A 14209-nucleotide genomic window follows, 5' to 3' on the forward strand; every position below is an offset into this window, starting at 1 on the left:
CTGCGCTTTGCTCTAGCCAAAGGGCCGCACACCGATCAACGGCCCGTGCAGCCACAGCGCGAACACGCCGCAGGCCACGGCGCCCACCACCACCGTGATGGCGGTACCAGCAGCAGATGGCGCCGCGTACACCGTGTTGTTCGCACGATCGCGCTGGCGCCCCGCGCGAAAACTCAACACCGCCCACGCCAGGAAAGCGCCGAACACGACGACATCCACCACGAGGCCCACCGACAGCAGATGCGCGAGTGACCAGATCTTCACGCTGAGTACTTGCGGGTGATGGAACTTGTATTTGAACCAGTTGCGCGGCACATAGGCGGCCACGAAAAAGATGAACGCGAACAGCATCATCAGGGCCGTGACGTGCTTCATCCAGCCCGGCGAGAGCCACAGCGCCGTCGTTTCCACGCGGGCCATCTTGTAGCCGATGACCAGCACGACAAACCCGATGATCGACAGGGCGGTGTAGAGGCCCTTCCAGGCATTCGCACCCATCTTCGCGATCATGGCGGTGCGCCAGCCGTCCGCAAAAATGCGCACCGAATGCACGCCAAGAAAGATTGCCAGCCCCAGTATCAGCACCGCCATGACGCGCTCCTCGTTAGTGGTCGGATTATGGCTACCCCAGGTCCTTGATGGCTTTTTTCAACGCGGGCAACAGTGTCTCTTCCATCTTGGGCACATTGCTCTCGCGCACGCTCACATACAGCGCCTGCAAGAACGCCGTGAGATTGTGCCGGGCGGCCAGCGCCGCCTGCGTCTGCACGAGCGGCGGCGCGAGCGGCTGCGCCTTGGGCACCTTGGCCACCAGCGCGAAAAGCCACTTGTCCCAATCCGCCGGCGTGAGCCAGGTGCTGCGCGCCAGGTAGAACACCGGCGCCATCAAGCGCTCGCCTTCGCCGTAACGGTAGAACTGCTCGCCAGGCGGCATGACCTGCGCGCCGATGGCTGCGAGCATCAGTTGCGCGTGCGTGCGAGTGAGCAGCGGATTGAGTGCCAGCTGCATCATCAGGTCCGCCCCGTGCGCCACGCCATGACGCCAACCGTCACGCGCGTCAAAGCCGCGATAGTCGCGCACGTTCTGCAGGTAGGCCGCACCGCGCTGCACGATTTCATCGCGCTCGGCCACCGTCAGAAAGGGCTTGAGCCGGTCGATGCGCGCCACTTCGGCGAGCGTGAGCGCGGCAAACGGCTGGCGAAAACCTTGCGGGTCAGGCGCGGCAGCAAGGTCTGCCACCGTGCGCTCACGAATGGCGGAGATCGTGGCCGGCTGCAGCTGGTAATTGCGCATCCAGAACTGCAGCGCCTCGAACGCGATCTCGTCGCGAAGCAAGGGGTTGGGATCGGCGAGGCACGGCAGCAGGCTGGTGGCCAGCGCATTGCGCGCGTCGTCTGAGGGCACCTGCCACTTCGCGGTTTTGAGCGCTTGAAGGGACGCGATGGATTGGCCGGCGGGTGGGCATTGGGCGAGGGCGGGGGTTGCGCACACAGCAAACAACAGGCACATCACTAACCGTCTCATCGCAACTCCTTTGGGCCTTGGGGTGAAGGCACTTTATCGCAGTCGTCGCCGTCAAGCCTGCTAACTTTTGCCATTTCGTTTGCGAGTTTTTTTGCGACTTTGCATGTTCGTCTAAGTCGTTGTTCCAGAACAGGAATTTCCACTTTCCGCGACTTCTTTTGCGACTTCTTTTGCGACTTTGTTTGCGAGAAGTTTTGCGACTTCAAATGCGGGTTGTTCGCGGCCGCTCAGGCATGCCGCTACGATGGTGGCATGCACACCCGCGCGCTCGTTCTTTATTCCGGCGGCCAGGACTCCGCCACGTGCCTGGCCTGGGCGCTGAACCGCTTCGAGCATGTCGAGACCATCGGGTTCGACTACGGGCAGCGGCACCGCGTCGAGCTCGATTGCCGGCCTGCGCTGGTGAGCAAACTGCGGGATGCCTTTCCGTATTGGGGCCATAAGCTGGGCGACGACCATCTGCTGAACCTGCCAGTGCTGGCCGAGATCAGCGATACCGCCCTCACGCAAGACCGCGAGATCACCTTCAAGAGCAACGGCCTGCCGAGCACGTTTGTGCCGGGGCGCAACATCCTGTTCTTCACACTTGCTGCAGCCGTGGCGTATCGACGCAACCTCACGGTGCTGGTCGGCGGCATGTGCGAGACCGATTTCAGCGGCTACCCGGACTGCCGCGACGACACACTCAAATCGATGCAGGTCACGCTCGGCCTCGGCCTGAACGAACGCATCGTGATCGAGACGCCGCTGATGTGGATCGACAAAGCGCGCACGTGGCAAATGGCAGAGCGGCTGGGTGGCCGTGCACTGGTGGAGTTGATCCGCACCGAATCGCACAGCTGCTACCTGGGCGACCACACGACCGATCACGACTGGGGCTATGGCTGCGGCACCTGCCCCGCGTGCGAGCTGCGCGCGATGGGCTGGCACCACTACGTGGACAAGCAGACGGCGGCGCAATAGCCTTAGCTGGCCGCTGCAGCCACGTGCTGCCGGAGCACATCGGCCACCTTCTTCTTCGGTGCCTTCTGCACCTTGACCAGCAGCTCATGCGAGCAGTCGAACACATCCCACCGCCGCTCCAGGTCGCGCTGGATGCGCGCGAGCAACAGCGCGGCCACTTCCGCGTCGGCCATGGCGCGGTGGGCGCGGCTGGAGAACGAGAGATCGTGAAACGCGGCGAGCGAGGCCAATGCAAAACGCCGCGCCTCGGGGTAGAGCCTGCGGGAGAGCAACATCGTGCAGGCGAATGGTGACTGCGCATTCGCCGGCGCAACGCCTCTATGCCAGCCGATGCGTGACACCTCTGCCTCCCAGAAGCGCCTATCGAACGAAGCGTTGTGCGCCACCAGCGGCGCATCACCCACAAACCGACTCGCGGCCTCCATCACCTCTTCAGCAGGCGGCGCGTTGGCAATCATGTCGTTGGTGATGCCGGTGAACGACTCGATGAAGGAGTTGATGCGCGCGCCTGCGTTCATCAGCGACTGAAAGCGATCGACGACGCGATCGCCCTCCATGAGGACGATGGCGATTTCCGTCGCGCGGTCACCCATGGCGGGGGACAGGCCGGTGGTTTCGAAGTCGATGACGGCGATGGGCACGGGGGGAGTCTAAGGGTGCGGAGTAAAGGTCATGCTGCGAGACCACTTCACAGCTTGCACGACATCTGCATCGCCTAGCGCAAGGACCACCAGTTTGGTTCGCACTGCGTCACCGCGCTGCAAAGTAGCCAGGTTAGTCTGGCCCAACTGCCCTTCCACTTGAAAGCGTTCGCCAGCGTCAACGGCCTGAAGTGCCGCCTTGGTTGGCGTCGTTTCGTTGGTGAATTTGACTTTGGTGCGCATGACGGAAAGGCTTGAAGCAATAGGACGACATTAGCACTCACTCTGATCGCGACTGCAACCTCTCGACCCCAGCCCTATCAATTGAAAGTAGACCCTAGGTCATACTGCAGCACCAACGCGGAGGTACCGATGCCGACCCCACGCCAGAACTGGACACGAGGCGAGACCCTTGCGGCATTGCACGTCTATTTGCTCTTGCCTTTCGGCATGCTCCATCACAACCAGCCGCTGATCAGGCAACTGGCCGGCTGGATCGGCCGCTCACCCAATTCCGTCGCCCTGAAGCTAGTCAATCTCGCCAGTCTCGATCCGCAAATTGTCGCCAGCGGTCGCAAGGGGATGGGAAATGTCTCAGCGCTCGACCGGCAGGTCTGGCGAGAGTTGCTAGCGGATTGGGATCCAATTGCACTGCAAGCGGCCTCCGAGTACGAGCGCCTCGCTACTTCGCACGGGGTCGCATCCGACGCGGATGTCGTCGATGAACTACCTACGATCGAAGAAGGTCGCACGCGGATGGCGACTGTCGAAGTGCGCGTGAATCAAGCGCGCTTCCGCAAATCCGTGCTGGCGGGCTACCACAGCACCTGTTGCATCAGCGGCCTGCGTAGCGAACGATTGCTTGTCGCAAGTCACATCGTTCCGTGGAGCGAAGACAAAAACAACCGACTGAATCCGCAAAACGGTTTGTGCTTGTCCGCACTTCATGACCGAGCGTACGACCAGGGTCTGATCACAGTTCTACCGAACTACACGGTCAAGGTGTCGCCTCGCCTGCTTGAAGCGAACGACGCGCCGTTCTTTGAAGATGCGTTTCTGAAATTCGATGGTCTGAAAATTCAACTTCCGGAGAGGTTTCTCCCTCATGTGGACTTCTTGGCCGCTCACGCTACGAAGTTCAATTACATGTGAGGCGCTTAGCCGAAGACTTGAGCAGCTAAATTGCCAAACGGTCCTGCTACCGAGCGAGCGCGCTGGGCACGCCGCAAATGAGCACACAACCCTCGGGCTTTAGGGGAAATGGTGGACTGACACACGCTGGTCGACGATTTGCCGTCAGGCAAGCAGCGTCATTCCAGCCCCGCGCACCGCCGCTTTGTCAAAGGTCACGATCTGCGAACAACCCTCCGACGAAGCCAACTTCGAAATCAGCACATCGACAAACCCAGCCGTCGACCGCTTTGCTTCGTTGAAATGCTGAACGGCCTCTTGGACAACCTCGCGGCGCTCGATATGAAACTGTGCGGTAGTCAGCAGGTCTTCAATCGTGGATGCCAACTCTTCTTGGGTCGCGGCATACAGGCGTCCTAGAACCCAACACGTCTCAGCCAGCACAACTAGGCTGACAAAGCCTGGTCGAGCCACGCTCAATTGCTTCTCAATCAGCCGCGTTGCCAAAGCCGACTGCTTCGGATCGTCTTGCGCCAGGTATCGCACCAGCACATTGGTATCCAGTCCGATCATGACTTTCGCTTCACTCGACCGTGGCGAGCCGCTGTCTCTGCAGCAATTGCCTCGTCCATCTGTTCGATGCTGACCGGCTTGCTCGCCCGTCCGGCGAACCGCCCTTTTAATGAAGTTGTGCCGGCTTGCAGGGCCACCACCTTGTACCCATCGGCAACCTGGACAAAGTCAACCTTGGTCCCCGCGTGCAGACCAAGCGCTGCCCGCACCGACTGCGGTACCGTGATCTGACCTTTGCTGGTCATCGTGGCTGTGGGCATGGCAATCTCCTTACGTGAGGTAAGGAATTATAGTGGATTCGCCAAGCGCCGCTTCACCCCCTCAAACCACAACAGACTCACTCCCACCATCACCGCCGCCCCCAACAGTAACCCAGCCGTCGGCGTCACAAACGCAAACAGCCTGCTCACCGCTGGCACGCTCAGCACCACGCCAAGCAACGCAATCGTCGTCAGCGCAATCCAGCCAAACTGCCCAACCATCGCAGCACGCCCCCACCACACCGTCCGCGTCCACGACCGGTTCGTGTGGATCAACGCCAGGTTCGACAGCACGAGCACGACAAAGGTCATCGCGCGTGCCATCTCATCACGCCCCTCGTCCATCGGCGCCAGCGCTCGCGTGCCCGCATACGTCGCCAGCAGCAGCACCAACAACCCCGCGCCTTGCCACAAACCGCGCTTCATCACCGCGCCATCAAACAGCCGCTGATCGGTCTTTCGCGGCGGCGCCTTCATCGCATCGGGCTCCAACGGTTCAGCTTCAAACACGACAGAGCACGCAGGGTCGATGATCAATTGCAGAAACAGGATGTGCACAGGCATCAACAGCATCGGCCAACCAAGCAGCACCGGCACCACCGACAGGCCCACGATCGGCACGTGCACGGCCACGACGAACACGATCGCCTTGCGCAAATTGGCGAACACGCGGCGGCCATATCGCACGGCTGTCACAAGCGATGAGAAGTCGTCGTTCAGCAAGACGAGCGCTGCCGCCTGTCGCGCTACTTCCGTTCCGCGCGCGCCCATCGCCACGCCAATGTCTGCCGCCTTGAGTGCAGGGGCATCGTTCACGCCATCGCCTGTCATCGCCACAACGTCACCGCGCGCCTGGAAGGCACGCACGAGTCGCAATTTCTGGTCGGGCTGCACGCGGCAGAAGATGTGTGTGTCTGCCAGCCGCGCGTCGAGCTGCGCATCACTCATGTCCGCAAGCTCACTACCGGTGATGGCCGGCGCATCCGTGCTCAGGCCCGCTTGCCTCGCAATCGAGATCGCCGTGGCCGGATGGTCGCCGGTCATCATCACAACGCGGATGCCCGCTGTCTTGCATTCGGCGATCGCCGCGGGCACGTCCGGACGAACAGGGTCTTCAAGGCCCACCAGACCGAGAAATTGAAAGTCGAAATCGTGTTGCACGCCGGGCAACTCTTCGGCCACGAAGACCGCTTGCGCTACGCCAAGCACACGCAGTCCATCAGCTGCCATCGCGAGCACTTGCGCTGCGATGGTGGCGCTGCGCTCGGCACTCAGGTGGCACAGGTCCACGATGGCTTCAGGTGCGCCCTTCGCGGCAATGAGGCGCGCCCGCTGGTCAGGCGACTGCCACACGCGCGACATCGCCAGCATCTCGGGCGAGAGCGCGTAGTCGTCAATCAAGGTCCAGTCGGTGTGCAGGTGCTCGGTGTTCGCCAACAGCTGCCGGCCCGCTTGCGTGATGGCGGCCTCCATCGGGTCGAACGCGCGGCGGTGGCTCGCCAGCACAGCGTATTCAAGCAGGCCGTGCAGCGCCTCTTGCAGGGCGGGTGCACGTGCATTCGTGGCGCTGGTCGACGTGCTCGCAGCCGCTTCGTTCGCCACGTGATGTGCCGCGCTCTCTGACCACAGCTGCCTCACGGTCATGCGGTTGGCCGTGAGCGTGCCCGTCTTGTCCACACACAACACTGTTGTCGCGCCCAGCAGTTCGACGGCCGGAATGCTTCGCGCCAGCACGTTCTCGCGCGCGAGCCGCCACGCGCCAAGCCCCAGGAAGAGCGTGAGCACCACGGGTAACTCTTCGGGCAGGATCGCCATCGCCAGCGTCAGGCCAGCGAGCAGGCCATGCAGCCAGTCGTTGCGCAGGAAGCCGAATGTCAACGCCAGCGCCGCGGCCAGCGACAGGCCGATGATCGCAATTCGTATCACCACGCGATGCGTCTCTTGCTGGATGGGTGTGGCCTGAACTTCAATGCCGGCCAGCGACTGGCCGATCTGGCCCAATGCGCTGCGCTCGCCCGTTGCGATGACGCGCCCGTGAGCCGTGCCGCCTGTCACCAGCGTGCCCGAAAACGCCTTGGCTTCTTCGGCCGAGGCTGCATCTTTGTTGACCGGTACTGATTCGCCCGTCAGCAACGACTCGTCGATCGCCAGGTTGTTGCAGGTCAGCAGCAACAAGTCAGCCGGCACGCGATCGCCCTCTGCGAGCAACACCACATCACCCACGACGAGCTCGCGCGCGTCAATGGTCCGCTCGCCCGAGGCGCGCAGCACACGTGCGCGCGGGCTCGATAAGTCGCGCAATGCATTGAGTGCTTGTTCGCTGCGCCGCTGCTGCACGAAGCTGATGCCCATCACGACGAACACGAAGCCCAGCAGCATCAATGCTTCCTGGATGTCGCCCAGCACCATGTAGAGCGCGCCGCACGCCACGAGCAACAGGAACATCGGCTCCAGCGCCACTTCGCGCAGCAGCCGCAGCACGCTGCGCGGCCGCGATACGGGCAGCGCGTTGGGGCCGTCCTGCGCGAGGCGTTGTTGTGCCTCGTCGTCGCGCAGGCCAGCCAGTGAGTCTTCTGTCATTCAGGGTCTTTCCAGGAAGAGCTCAGTTCATCACCTGCGCTGCGCGCTGTGTTTGACGTGTGTCAATTCAAGCGGTTTCGCTGGTGGCATCAGGCCCGCGAGATAAGCCAACCCTAAGGTAGCAAGACCACTATGGCGATGAAGGAATTGCCATGAACGCTCCACGACTTGCTCTTCAACTGTTGGCTGTACTTGCTGCCACGCTGGCGCTTGCGCTTGCACCAATTGCCGTACAGGCGGCCACGCCCGGCGAACTCATCGCTGGCTACACGGCCCAAGCCGGTGCTGCGCCGGTGGCTGCGCGCGGCCAGCAGTTCTTCAACACCACGCACGGGCGTGAATGGTCTTGCGGCTCGTGCCACGGCGCGGTGCCTGTACAGCCCGGCAAACACGCGAGCACGGGCAAGCCCATCGGCGCTTTGGCGCCTGCGGCCAACGCCGAACGATTCACCGATGCCGCCAAAACCGAAAAGTGGTTTCGCCGCAATTGCAACGACGTCGTGGGCCGCGAATGCACCGCCGCAGAAAAGGCCGATGTGATGAGCTGGCTGCTCTCGCTCAAGTCTTGATGCGACTGATCCCACTTCGAAGAACTCATCATGTCCAACCCATCTCGCTTGTCCTCAACGATTGCCGCCTGCGCTGTTTTGTTCGCAGCCGGCGCCAGCTTGTGCCAGTCAGCGCGCGCTGATGAACATTCACGCTTCGCGCAAGTGCCGCAGCTGCCGCTCTACAAGACCGAATGCACCTCATGCCATATGGCGTATCCGCCGGGCATGCTGCCCGCAGCCTCGTGGCAGCGATTGATGTCCGGCCTGCCCAAGCACTTCGGCACGGATGCATCGCTCGATGCCGCGCAAGCCAAAACATTGTCGGCATGGCTGGCGGCCAACGCGGGCACAGGCCGCATGGCGAGCCAGGCGCCGCCTGAAGACCGCATCAGCCGGTCGAGCTGGTTTGTGCGCCAGCACGACGAAGTGCCTGCCGCCACCTGGAAGCGTCCTTCCATCAAGAGCGCATCGAACTGCACTGCCTGCCACACCGGCGCCAACCAAGGAGATTTCAATGAACACAACGTCCGCATCCCCCGCTGAAGCAGCGCGCAAAGTACTCATCTGGGACGCGCCCGTGCGCGTCTTCCACTGGCTGATGGTGTTCAGCTTTGCAGGGGCTTACCTCACTGCGGAGAGCGAGCGCTGGCGGCTGCTGCACGTGTCGCTGGGCTACACGATGGTGGGGCTGGTGATCTTTCGCATCGTGTGGGGTTTGGTCGGAACGCGTCACGCACGCTTTTCAGATTTCGTGCGTGGCCCTAAGGCTGTTGCGAGCTACATCCGAGGCATGTTGCGCGGCGATCCGGAAACGCATGTCGGGCACAACCCGCTCGGCGCGGTGGCCATTCTTGTCTTGCTCACGCTGACGCTTGTTATCGGCGCATCGGGCTGGGCTGTCTTCAACGACGCGGGTGGTGAATGGCTCGAAGGTGCGCACGAGTTCGCCGCGAACTTCATGCTTGCCGTGATCGGCGTGCACATTGCCGGAGTCGTGATGACCAGCAGGCGCGCCCGCGTGAACCTCGTGGGTGCCATGGTCACAGGCAACAAAGTGGCTCGCCCGGAAGACGGCGTTCGCAGTGCGTGGCGCAGTGTGGCGGCGTTGATGCTTGTCGCCGTGGCCGGCTTCTGGTGGCTGCAATGGCAGCAGGCGCCCACGGCACAAGGGCTGGCCAGCCACGCGGCATCGTCTACCCATAAAGACGGCGATAACGATGACGATTGACGCGGGACAACATCGCGCGATGCACGCACCGGCAAACTGAAGTCATGCGAATCCTGCTGGCTGAAGACGACCCCCTGCTCGGCGACGGGCTGCGCGCTGGCCTGCGCCAGCTCGGCTTCCTCGTCGATTGGGTGCGCGATGGCGTCGCTGCAGAGCGCGAGTTGCGCGCGCATCCGTATGCGGCGGCCGTGCTCGATCTCGGGCTTCCGCTCAAGGACGGCATCACCGTGCTGCAGGAGATACGGCGCGCGGGCCTGTCGCTGCCTGTGCTGGTACTTACAGCGCGCGACGGTGTGCCCGACCGCATTCGCGGGCTCGATGTCGGGGCAGACGACTATGTGGTCAAGCCAGTGGATCTGCATGAACTCGGCGCGCGGCTGCGTGCGCTCGTGCGCCGCTCGCACGGGCAGCCACAAGAGTGCCTGCGCGCTCGCGACGTCGTGCTTGATCCGGCGGCGCGCTCTGTCTTGCGCGCGGGTGAACCCGTTGCATTGTCAGCTCGCGAGTTCGACCTGCTGCACACGCTGATGCTCAATGCGGGCCGCGTGCTCTCGCGCGAACAGCTCGAACAACACGTCTATGGCTGGGGCCAGGAAGTGGAGAGCAACGCGATCGAAGTGCACATCCATCACCTGCGTCGCAAGGCGGGGAATGCGTTGATCCAGACGGTGCGCGGCGTCGGCTACATGGTGCAGCGCGAAGGCGAGACTGCATGACGCGCACGCTTCCTCACTCGCTCCAGGGCCGGCTGCTCGTGCTGCTGTTGGGCCTGGTTGTCTCCGTATGGATGGCGACGGCCGTCATGACCTGGTTCGACGCGCGGCAAGAACTCGACGAGCTGCTCGATAGTCATCTTGCGCAAGCCGCGGCCATTCTCGTGATGCAGCAGTCGCATGAAGTGGGCGAGGACAACCACGAGGTCGACTCACCTTCGCTGCATCGCTACGCGCCCAAGGTGGCGTTCCAGGTGTTTCATGAGGGGCGCCTGGCACTGCGTTCGGCCAATGCACCCGCGGCGCGAATGATCGGCACGGGCGATCGCATCGAGTCCGGCTTTCACACTGTGAGTTTCGACGGTGCCGCGTGGCGCGTGTTCGCCACGCATGGCGCTGAGCAGGATGTGCAGGTGTTCGTCGGTGAGCAGATGACATCGCGCACGTCGATTCTTTGGGCGGTGCTTCGCAGCGCGTTGTGGCCGATGCTGTGCGCGTTGCCGTTGCTCGCACTGGCGATCTGGTGGTCAGTCAACCGCAGCGTGGCGCCGCTGCGCAGGCTCGGCCGCTCGCTGGGTGAGCGCGATGCCCGTTCGCTTCAACCCGTGACCATCGCTGGCGCACCTTCGGAGATGACGCCAATGGTCGATGCGCTGAACGATCTGTTCCGCCGCATTGCTGCGCTGATGGAGTCCGAGCGGCGCTTCACGGCTGACGCCGCGCACGAGCTGCGCACACCCATTGCTGCGATCCGCGCACAGGCGCAGGTGGCCATGGGTGAACAGGACGAAGCCTTGCGCCGCCATGCGTTGCAGGCAACGCTGCTGGGCTGCGACCGCGCGACGCATCTGGTGACGCAGTTGCTGACGCTGTCGCGGCTGGATGCTGGCTCTGCGAATGGTGCCAAGAGTGATATCGCGCGTGATGTCACCAGCAACGCAACGCTTGTCAATCTTGGCGAGTTGGTGCGCCAAGTGGTGGCCAATGAAGCGCAGCAGGCGCTTCGCAAGCAACAGCACATCGAGCTCGACGCCAGCCGGGGTTGTATCGTCCCGGGCGATGCCACCTTGCTGGCCGTCCTCGCGCGCAACCTGGTGGACAACGCAATTCGCTACAGCCCCGAAGGCGCCACCATCCGTGTCACCGTGCAAAGCGACAAGGCTGGTGTGCTGCTGCGCGTCGATGACAGCGGCCCAGGCTTGGCCGACGCAGATCTTCAGCGCCTGGGAGAGCGATTCTTTCGCGTGCTGAGCAGCAGCGAAGGCGGCAGCGGCCTGGGCTGGTCGATCATCCAGCGTATCGCCGCTGCGCATGACGCGACCGCCAAGGCAAGCCGCTCTGAAGTGCTGGGCGGTCTATGCGTTGAAGTAACGCTGCCCGCTCCGGGCGCCGCCAGCAACAACTAGACGTCGATATTCGCCGCCCGCAGCGCGTTCTGCTCGATGAACTCGCGGCGCGGCTCGACCTCGTCGCCCATCAGCATCGTGAACACGCGATCGGCTTCGATCGCATCGTCGATCTGCACGCGCAGCAGGCGGCGCACGGTCGGGTCCATCGTCGTTTCCCAGAGCTGCTGGGGATTCATCTCGCCCAGGCCCTTGTAGCGCTGGCGGGCGGTCACGCGTTCGGCTTCGGCGATCAGCCAGTGCATGGCCTGGCGGAAGTCGCTCACGCGCTCTTCCTTCTGCTTTTCGCCTTCGCCCCGCAGCACACGCGCGCCTTCGCGCAGCAGGCCGCGGAAGGTGTTGGCGGCTTCAGCAAGCGCAGCGTAGTCGGCGCCGTGCACGAAGTCTTGCGTGATCACGCTGCTCTTGATGTTGCCGTGATGGCGGCGGCTGATTCGCAAAATCGGCTTGTCGGTGCGGGTGTCGAATTCGCCTGCGACTTCGGCTGGTGCCGCGTTGCTGGCTTTGTCGAGTTCCTGCAGCTTGGTTTGCAGTGCGATCGCTGAGGCTTCCGCATCAGCGACGGTGTCGAGGTTCAGGCTCACACCGTCGGCAATGGCGCGCAGTGCTTCAGCGTCCATGAAGCCTTGCAGGCGGTTGATCACTGCTTCGGCCACTTGGTGCTTGCGCGCAAGCTCAGTTAATGTTTCGCCCGTGATCACGGCCGCGCCTTCTTCGCTGCCCGTGATGACGCTCGCACCGTTCATCGCGATGCGCAGCAGGAATTTGTCGAGCTCGCCGCCGTCTTTGAGGTACAGCTCCTCTTTGCCGCTCTTGACTTTGTAGAGCGGTGGCTGCGCGATGTAGATGTGGCCGCGCTCAACCAGCTCGGGCATCTGGCGATAGAAGAACGTGAGCAGCAGCGTGCGGATGTGAGCGCCGTCAACGTCGGCGTCGGTCATGATGATGATGCGGTGGTAACGCAGTTTCGCGACGTTGAAGTCATCCGCGCCAGTGGTCGTCTTGCCGCTCTCATCGGGGTTCGCTGTTGCTTTGCCGATGCCCGTGCCCAGTGCGGTGATCAGCGTCAGGATTTCATTGCTGGTTAGCAGCTTTTCGTAGCGCGCTTTTTCAACGTTCAAAATCTTGCCGCGCAAGGGCAGGATCGCCTGGAACTTGCGGTCGCGACCTTGCTTGGCGGAGCCGCCTGCTGAGTCGCCCTCGACGATGTAGATCTCGCACTCGGCCGGGTCTTTTTCCTGGCAGTCAGCGAGCTTGCCGGGCAGGCCCATGCCGTCGAGCACGCCCTTGCGGCGCGTCATTTCACGGGCCTTGCGGGCTGCTTCACGCGCTCGTGCGGCTTCAATGATCTTGCCGACGATGATCTTCGCGTCGTTCGGCCGCTCTTGCAGGAAGTCGCCCAGCATGCGCGCAATGACGTCTTCAACCGGGCCGCGCACTTCGCTCGACACCAGCTTGTCTTTGGTCTGGCTGCTGAACTTCGGCTCTGGCACTTTCACGCTCAGCACGCAGCACAGGCCTTCACGCATGTCGTCGCCAGTGACTTCGACTTTGGCTTTCTTGGCGAGCTCGGTGTCGTCGATGTATTTGTTGATGACGCGCGTCATCGCTGCACGCAGGCCCGTCAAGTGAGTGCCACCGTCGCGCTGCGGAATGTTGTTGGTGAAGCAGAGCACTTGCTCGTTGTAGCCGCTGTTCCACTGCATCGCGACTTCAACGCCGATGTTGGTGTTCTGGTCGCTCTGCCTGTCGCCCATCGCGTGGAAGACGTTGGGGTGCAGCACCTGCTTGCCTTTGTTGATGAAATCGACAAAGCCCTTCACGCCACCTGCGCCGGAAAAATCGTCTGTCTTGCCCGAGCGCTCATCGACGAGCTTGATCTGCACGCCGTTGTTCAGGAACGAGAGTTCGCGAAGGCGCTTGCTCAGGATGTCGTAGTGGAAATCGTTGTTCTCTTTGAAGATATCGGTGTTGTCGGGCAGGAAGTGCACTTCGGTGCCGCGCTTGTCGGTATCGCCAAGCACTTGCATCGGCGACACGAGCACCTTGCCATCGGGCGTATCGATCTCTTCGGTGATCCGGTTTTGCACAAAGCCACGGCTGAATTCGAGCACGTGCACCTTGCCTTCGCGGCGAACGGTCAGGCGCAGCATTTTCGAGAGTGCGTTCACGCAGCTCACACCCACGCCGTGCAGGCCACCTGAAACCTTGTAGCTGTTCTGGTTGAACTTGCCGCCAGCATGCAGTTCGGTCAGCGCGATTTCAGCAGCTGAGCGCTTCGGCTCGTGCTTGTCGTCCATCTTGATGCCGGTCGGGATGCCGCGGCCGTTGTCAACGACAGAGATCGAGTTGTCGCTATGGATCGTGACGGTGATGTCATCGCAATGCCCCGCCAGCGCTTCATCGATGGAGTTGTCGACCACTTCGAACACCAGGTGATGCAGGCCTGTGCCGTCTGATGTATCGCCGATATACATGCCCGGGCGCTTGCGCACGGCCTCCAGGCCTTCCAGGATCTGGATCGAGCCTTCGCCATAGGCTGCACTCGCGCCGGCCTGGTTCGCGTCAATCTTGGGCTGGAAATTCGAACTGTCCTCCCCTGCCGGGCCGGTGTTCACGTTGTTTTCGTCTGCCATGG

15 protein-coding genes are annotated in these 14209 nt (G+C 62.5%); 7 read left to right on the forward strand and 8 right to left on the reverse strand.

Going from position 1 to position 14209, the window contains the following annotated elements:
* Positions 1–12: 12 nt before the first annotated feature.
* A complete protein-coding gene (locus tag GHT07_RS06260) occupies positions 13–591 on the reverse strand; it encodes an NnrU family protein (protein WP_153584206.1) in 579 nt (192 codons plus the stop codon).
* A gap of 31 nt (positions 592–622) precedes the next feature.
* Positions 623–1525, reverse strand: a complete 903-nt coding sequence (locus tag GHT07_RS06265) for a DUF2785 domain-containing protein (RefSeq protein ID WP_153584207.1) — start codon at positions 1523–1525, stop codon at positions 623–625.
* Between the two features lie 252 nt (positions 1526–1777).
* On the opposite strand from GHT07_RS06265, the gene queC reads away from it, so the two are divergent.
* Positions 1778–2488, forward strand: coding sequence for a 7-cyano-7-deazaguanine synthase QueC (gene queC / locus GHT07_RS06270; protein WP_153584208.1), 711 nt, complete (start codon positions 1778–1780; stop codon positions 2486–2488).
* 2 nt (positions 2489–2490) lie between these two features.
* Here the strand turns inward: queC and GHT07_RS06275 are convergent, their stop codons facing one another.
* Both GHT07_RS06275 and GHT07_RS06280 read right to left on the reverse strand, forming a co-directional pair.
* A complete protein-coding gene (locus tag GHT07_RS06275) occupies positions 2491–3129 on the reverse strand; it encodes a 3'-5' exonuclease (RefSeq protein WP_323740819.1) in 639 nt (212 codons plus the stop codon).
* A gap of 9 nt (positions 3130–3138) precedes the next feature.
* Entirely contained in the window at positions 3139–3372 is a 234-nt protein-coding gene (locus GHT07_RS06280; RefSeq protein ID WP_153584209.1) for an AbrB/MazE/SpoVT family DNA-binding domain-containing protein, read from the reverse strand.
* Positions 3373–3501: 129 nt separating this feature from the next.
* Between GHT07_RS06280 and GHT07_RS06285 the strand changes: the two genes are divergently transcribed.
* A complete protein-coding gene (locus GHT07_RS06285; protein WP_153584210.1) occupies positions 3502–4281 on the forward strand; it encodes an HNH endonuclease in 780 nt (259 codons plus the stop codon).
* Positions 4282–4425: 144 nt separating this feature from the next.
* Here the strand turns inward: GHT07_RS06285 and GHT07_RS06290 are convergent, their stop codons facing one another.
* From GHT07_RS06290 to GHT07_RS06300, 3 genes are read right to left on the reverse strand one after another with little or no spacing between them, the layout of a single operon-like run.
* Entirely contained in the window at positions 4426–4833 is a 408-nt protein-coding gene (locus GHT07_RS06290; RefSeq protein ID WP_153584211.1) for a PIN domain-containing protein, read from the reverse strand.
* On the reverse strand, positions 4830–5093 hold the full coding sequence (locus tag GHT07_RS06295) for an AbrB/MazE/SpoVT family DNA-binding domain-containing protein (protein WP_153584212.1): 264 nt from the start codon (positions 5091–5093) through the stop codon (positions 4830–4832). Before GHT07_RS06295 ends, GHT07_RS06290 begins: the two co-directional genes overlap by 4 nt.
* Before the next feature lie 27 nt (positions 5094–5120).
* The gene (locus GHT07_RS06300) at positions 5121–7673 is read right to left on the reverse strand and encodes a cation-translocating P-type ATPase (protein ID WP_194792853.1); all 2553 of its coding nucleotides are present in this window, start codon (positions 7671–7673) and stop codon (positions 5121–5123) included.
* A 152-nt stretch (positions 7674–7825) separates the two neighbouring features.
* Here GHT07_RS06300 and GHT07_RS06305 point away from each other — a divergent pair, with 152 nt between their 5' ends.
* Genes GHT07_RS06305 through GHT07_RS06325 form a run of 5 tightly spaced genes read left to right on the forward strand, consistent with a single transcriptional unit; the run spans position 7826 to position 11571 of the window.
* Positions 7826–8242, forward strand: a complete 417-nt coding sequence (locus GHT07_RS06305; protein ID WP_153584213.1) for a DUF1924 domain-containing protein — start codon at positions 7826–7828, stop codon at positions 8240–8242.
* 30 nt (positions 8243–8272) lie between these two features.
* On the forward strand, positions 8273–8767 hold the full coding sequence (locus GHT07_RS06310) for a diheme cytochrome c (RefSeq protein WP_153584214.1): 495 nt from the start codon (positions 8273–8275) through the stop codon (positions 8765–8767).
* Positions 8739–9452, forward strand: coding sequence for a cytochrome b/b6 domain-containing protein (locus GHT07_RS06315; RefSeq protein ID WP_153584215.1), 714 nt, complete (start codon positions 8739–8741; stop codon positions 9450–9452). Before GHT07_RS06310 ends, GHT07_RS06315 begins: the two co-directional genes overlap by 29 nt.
* A 44-nt stretch (positions 9453–9496) precedes the next feature.
* Entirely contained in the window at positions 9497–10168 is a 672-nt protein-coding gene (locus GHT07_RS06320) for a winged helix-turn-helix domain-containing protein (protein ID WP_153584216.1), read from the forward strand.
* Entirely contained in the window at positions 10165–11571 is a 1407-nt protein-coding gene (locus GHT07_RS06325) for an ATP-binding protein (protein WP_153584217.1), read from the forward strand. Before GHT07_RS06320 ends, GHT07_RS06325 begins: the two co-directional genes overlap by 4 nt.
* On the opposite strand, the gene gyrB is transcribed toward GHT07_RS06325, so the two are convergent.
* Positions 11568–14207 (reverse strand): DNA topoisomerase (ATP-hydrolyzing) subunit B, encoded by a 2640-nt coding sequence (gyrB, locus tag GHT07_RS06330; RefSeq protein WP_153584218.1) that lies wholly within the window; start codon positions 14205–14207, stop codon positions 11568–11570. The genes GHT07_RS06325 and gyrB overlap by 4 nt on opposite strands.
* Between the last annotated feature and the right edge of the window lie 2 nt (positions 14208–14209).

Source organism: Caenimonas koreensis DSM 17982, from assembly GCF_009646335.1.
In the GTDB taxonomy this organism is placed as follows: domain Bacteria; phylum Pseudomonadota; class Gammaproteobacteria; order Burkholderiales; family Burkholderiaceae_C; genus Ramlibacter; species Ramlibacter koreensis.

Coding starts and splice junctions, on each gene's coding strand:
- GHT07_RS06260 (WP_153584206.1), bottom strand. CDS start 591: ATGGCGGTGCTGATACTGGGGCTGGCAATCTTTCTTGGCGTGCATTCG.
- GHT07_RS06280 (WP_153584209.1), bottom strand. CDS start 3,372: ATGCGCACCAAAGTCAAATTCACCAACGAAACGACGCCAACCAAGGCG.
- GHT07_RS06265 (WP_153584207.1), bottom strand. CDS start 1,525: ATGAGACGGTTAGTGATGTGCCTGTTGTTTGCTGTGTGCGCAACCCCC.
- GHT07_RS06290 (WP_153584211.1), bottom strand. CDS start 4,833: ATGATCGGACTGGATACCAATGTGCTGGTGCGATACCTGGCGCAAGAC.
- GHT07_RS06325 (WP_153584217.1), top strand. CDS start 10,165: ATGACGCGCACGCTTCCTCACTCGCTCCAGGGCCGGCTGCTCGTGCTG.
- queC (WP_153584208.1), top strand. CDS start 1,778: ATGCACACCCGCGCGCTCGTTCTTTATTCCGGCGGCCAGGACTCCGCC.
- GHT07_RS06285 (WP_153584210.1), top strand. CDS start 3,502: ATGCCGACCCCACGCCAGAACTGGACACGAGGCGAGACCCTTGCGGCA.
- gyrB (WP_153584218.1), bottom strand. CDS start 14,207: ATGGCAGACGAAAACAACGTGAACACCGGCCCGGCAGGGGAGGACAGT.
- GHT07_RS06320 (WP_153584216.1), top strand. CDS start 9,497: ATGCGAATCCTGCTGGCTGAAGACGACCCCCTGCTCGGCGACGGGCTG.
- GHT07_RS06310 (WP_153584214.1), top strand. CDS start 8,273: ATGTCCAACCCATCTCGCTTGTCCTCAACGATTGCCGCCTGCGCTGTT.
- GHT07_RS06305 (WP_153584213.1), top strand. CDS start 7,826: ATGAACGCTCCACGACTTGCTCTTCAACTGTTGGCTGTACTTGCTGCC.
- GHT07_RS06295 (WP_153584212.1), bottom strand. CDS start 5,093: ATGCCCACAGCCACGATGACCAGCAAAGGTCAGATCACGGTACCGCAG.
- GHT07_RS06315 (WP_153584215.1), top strand. CDS start 8,739: ATGAACACAACGTCCGCATCCCCCGCTGAAGCAGCGCGCAAAGTACTC.
- GHT07_RS06300 (WP_194792853.1), bottom strand. CDS start 7,673: ATGACAGAAGACTCACTGGCTGGCCTGCGCGACGACGAGGCACAACAA.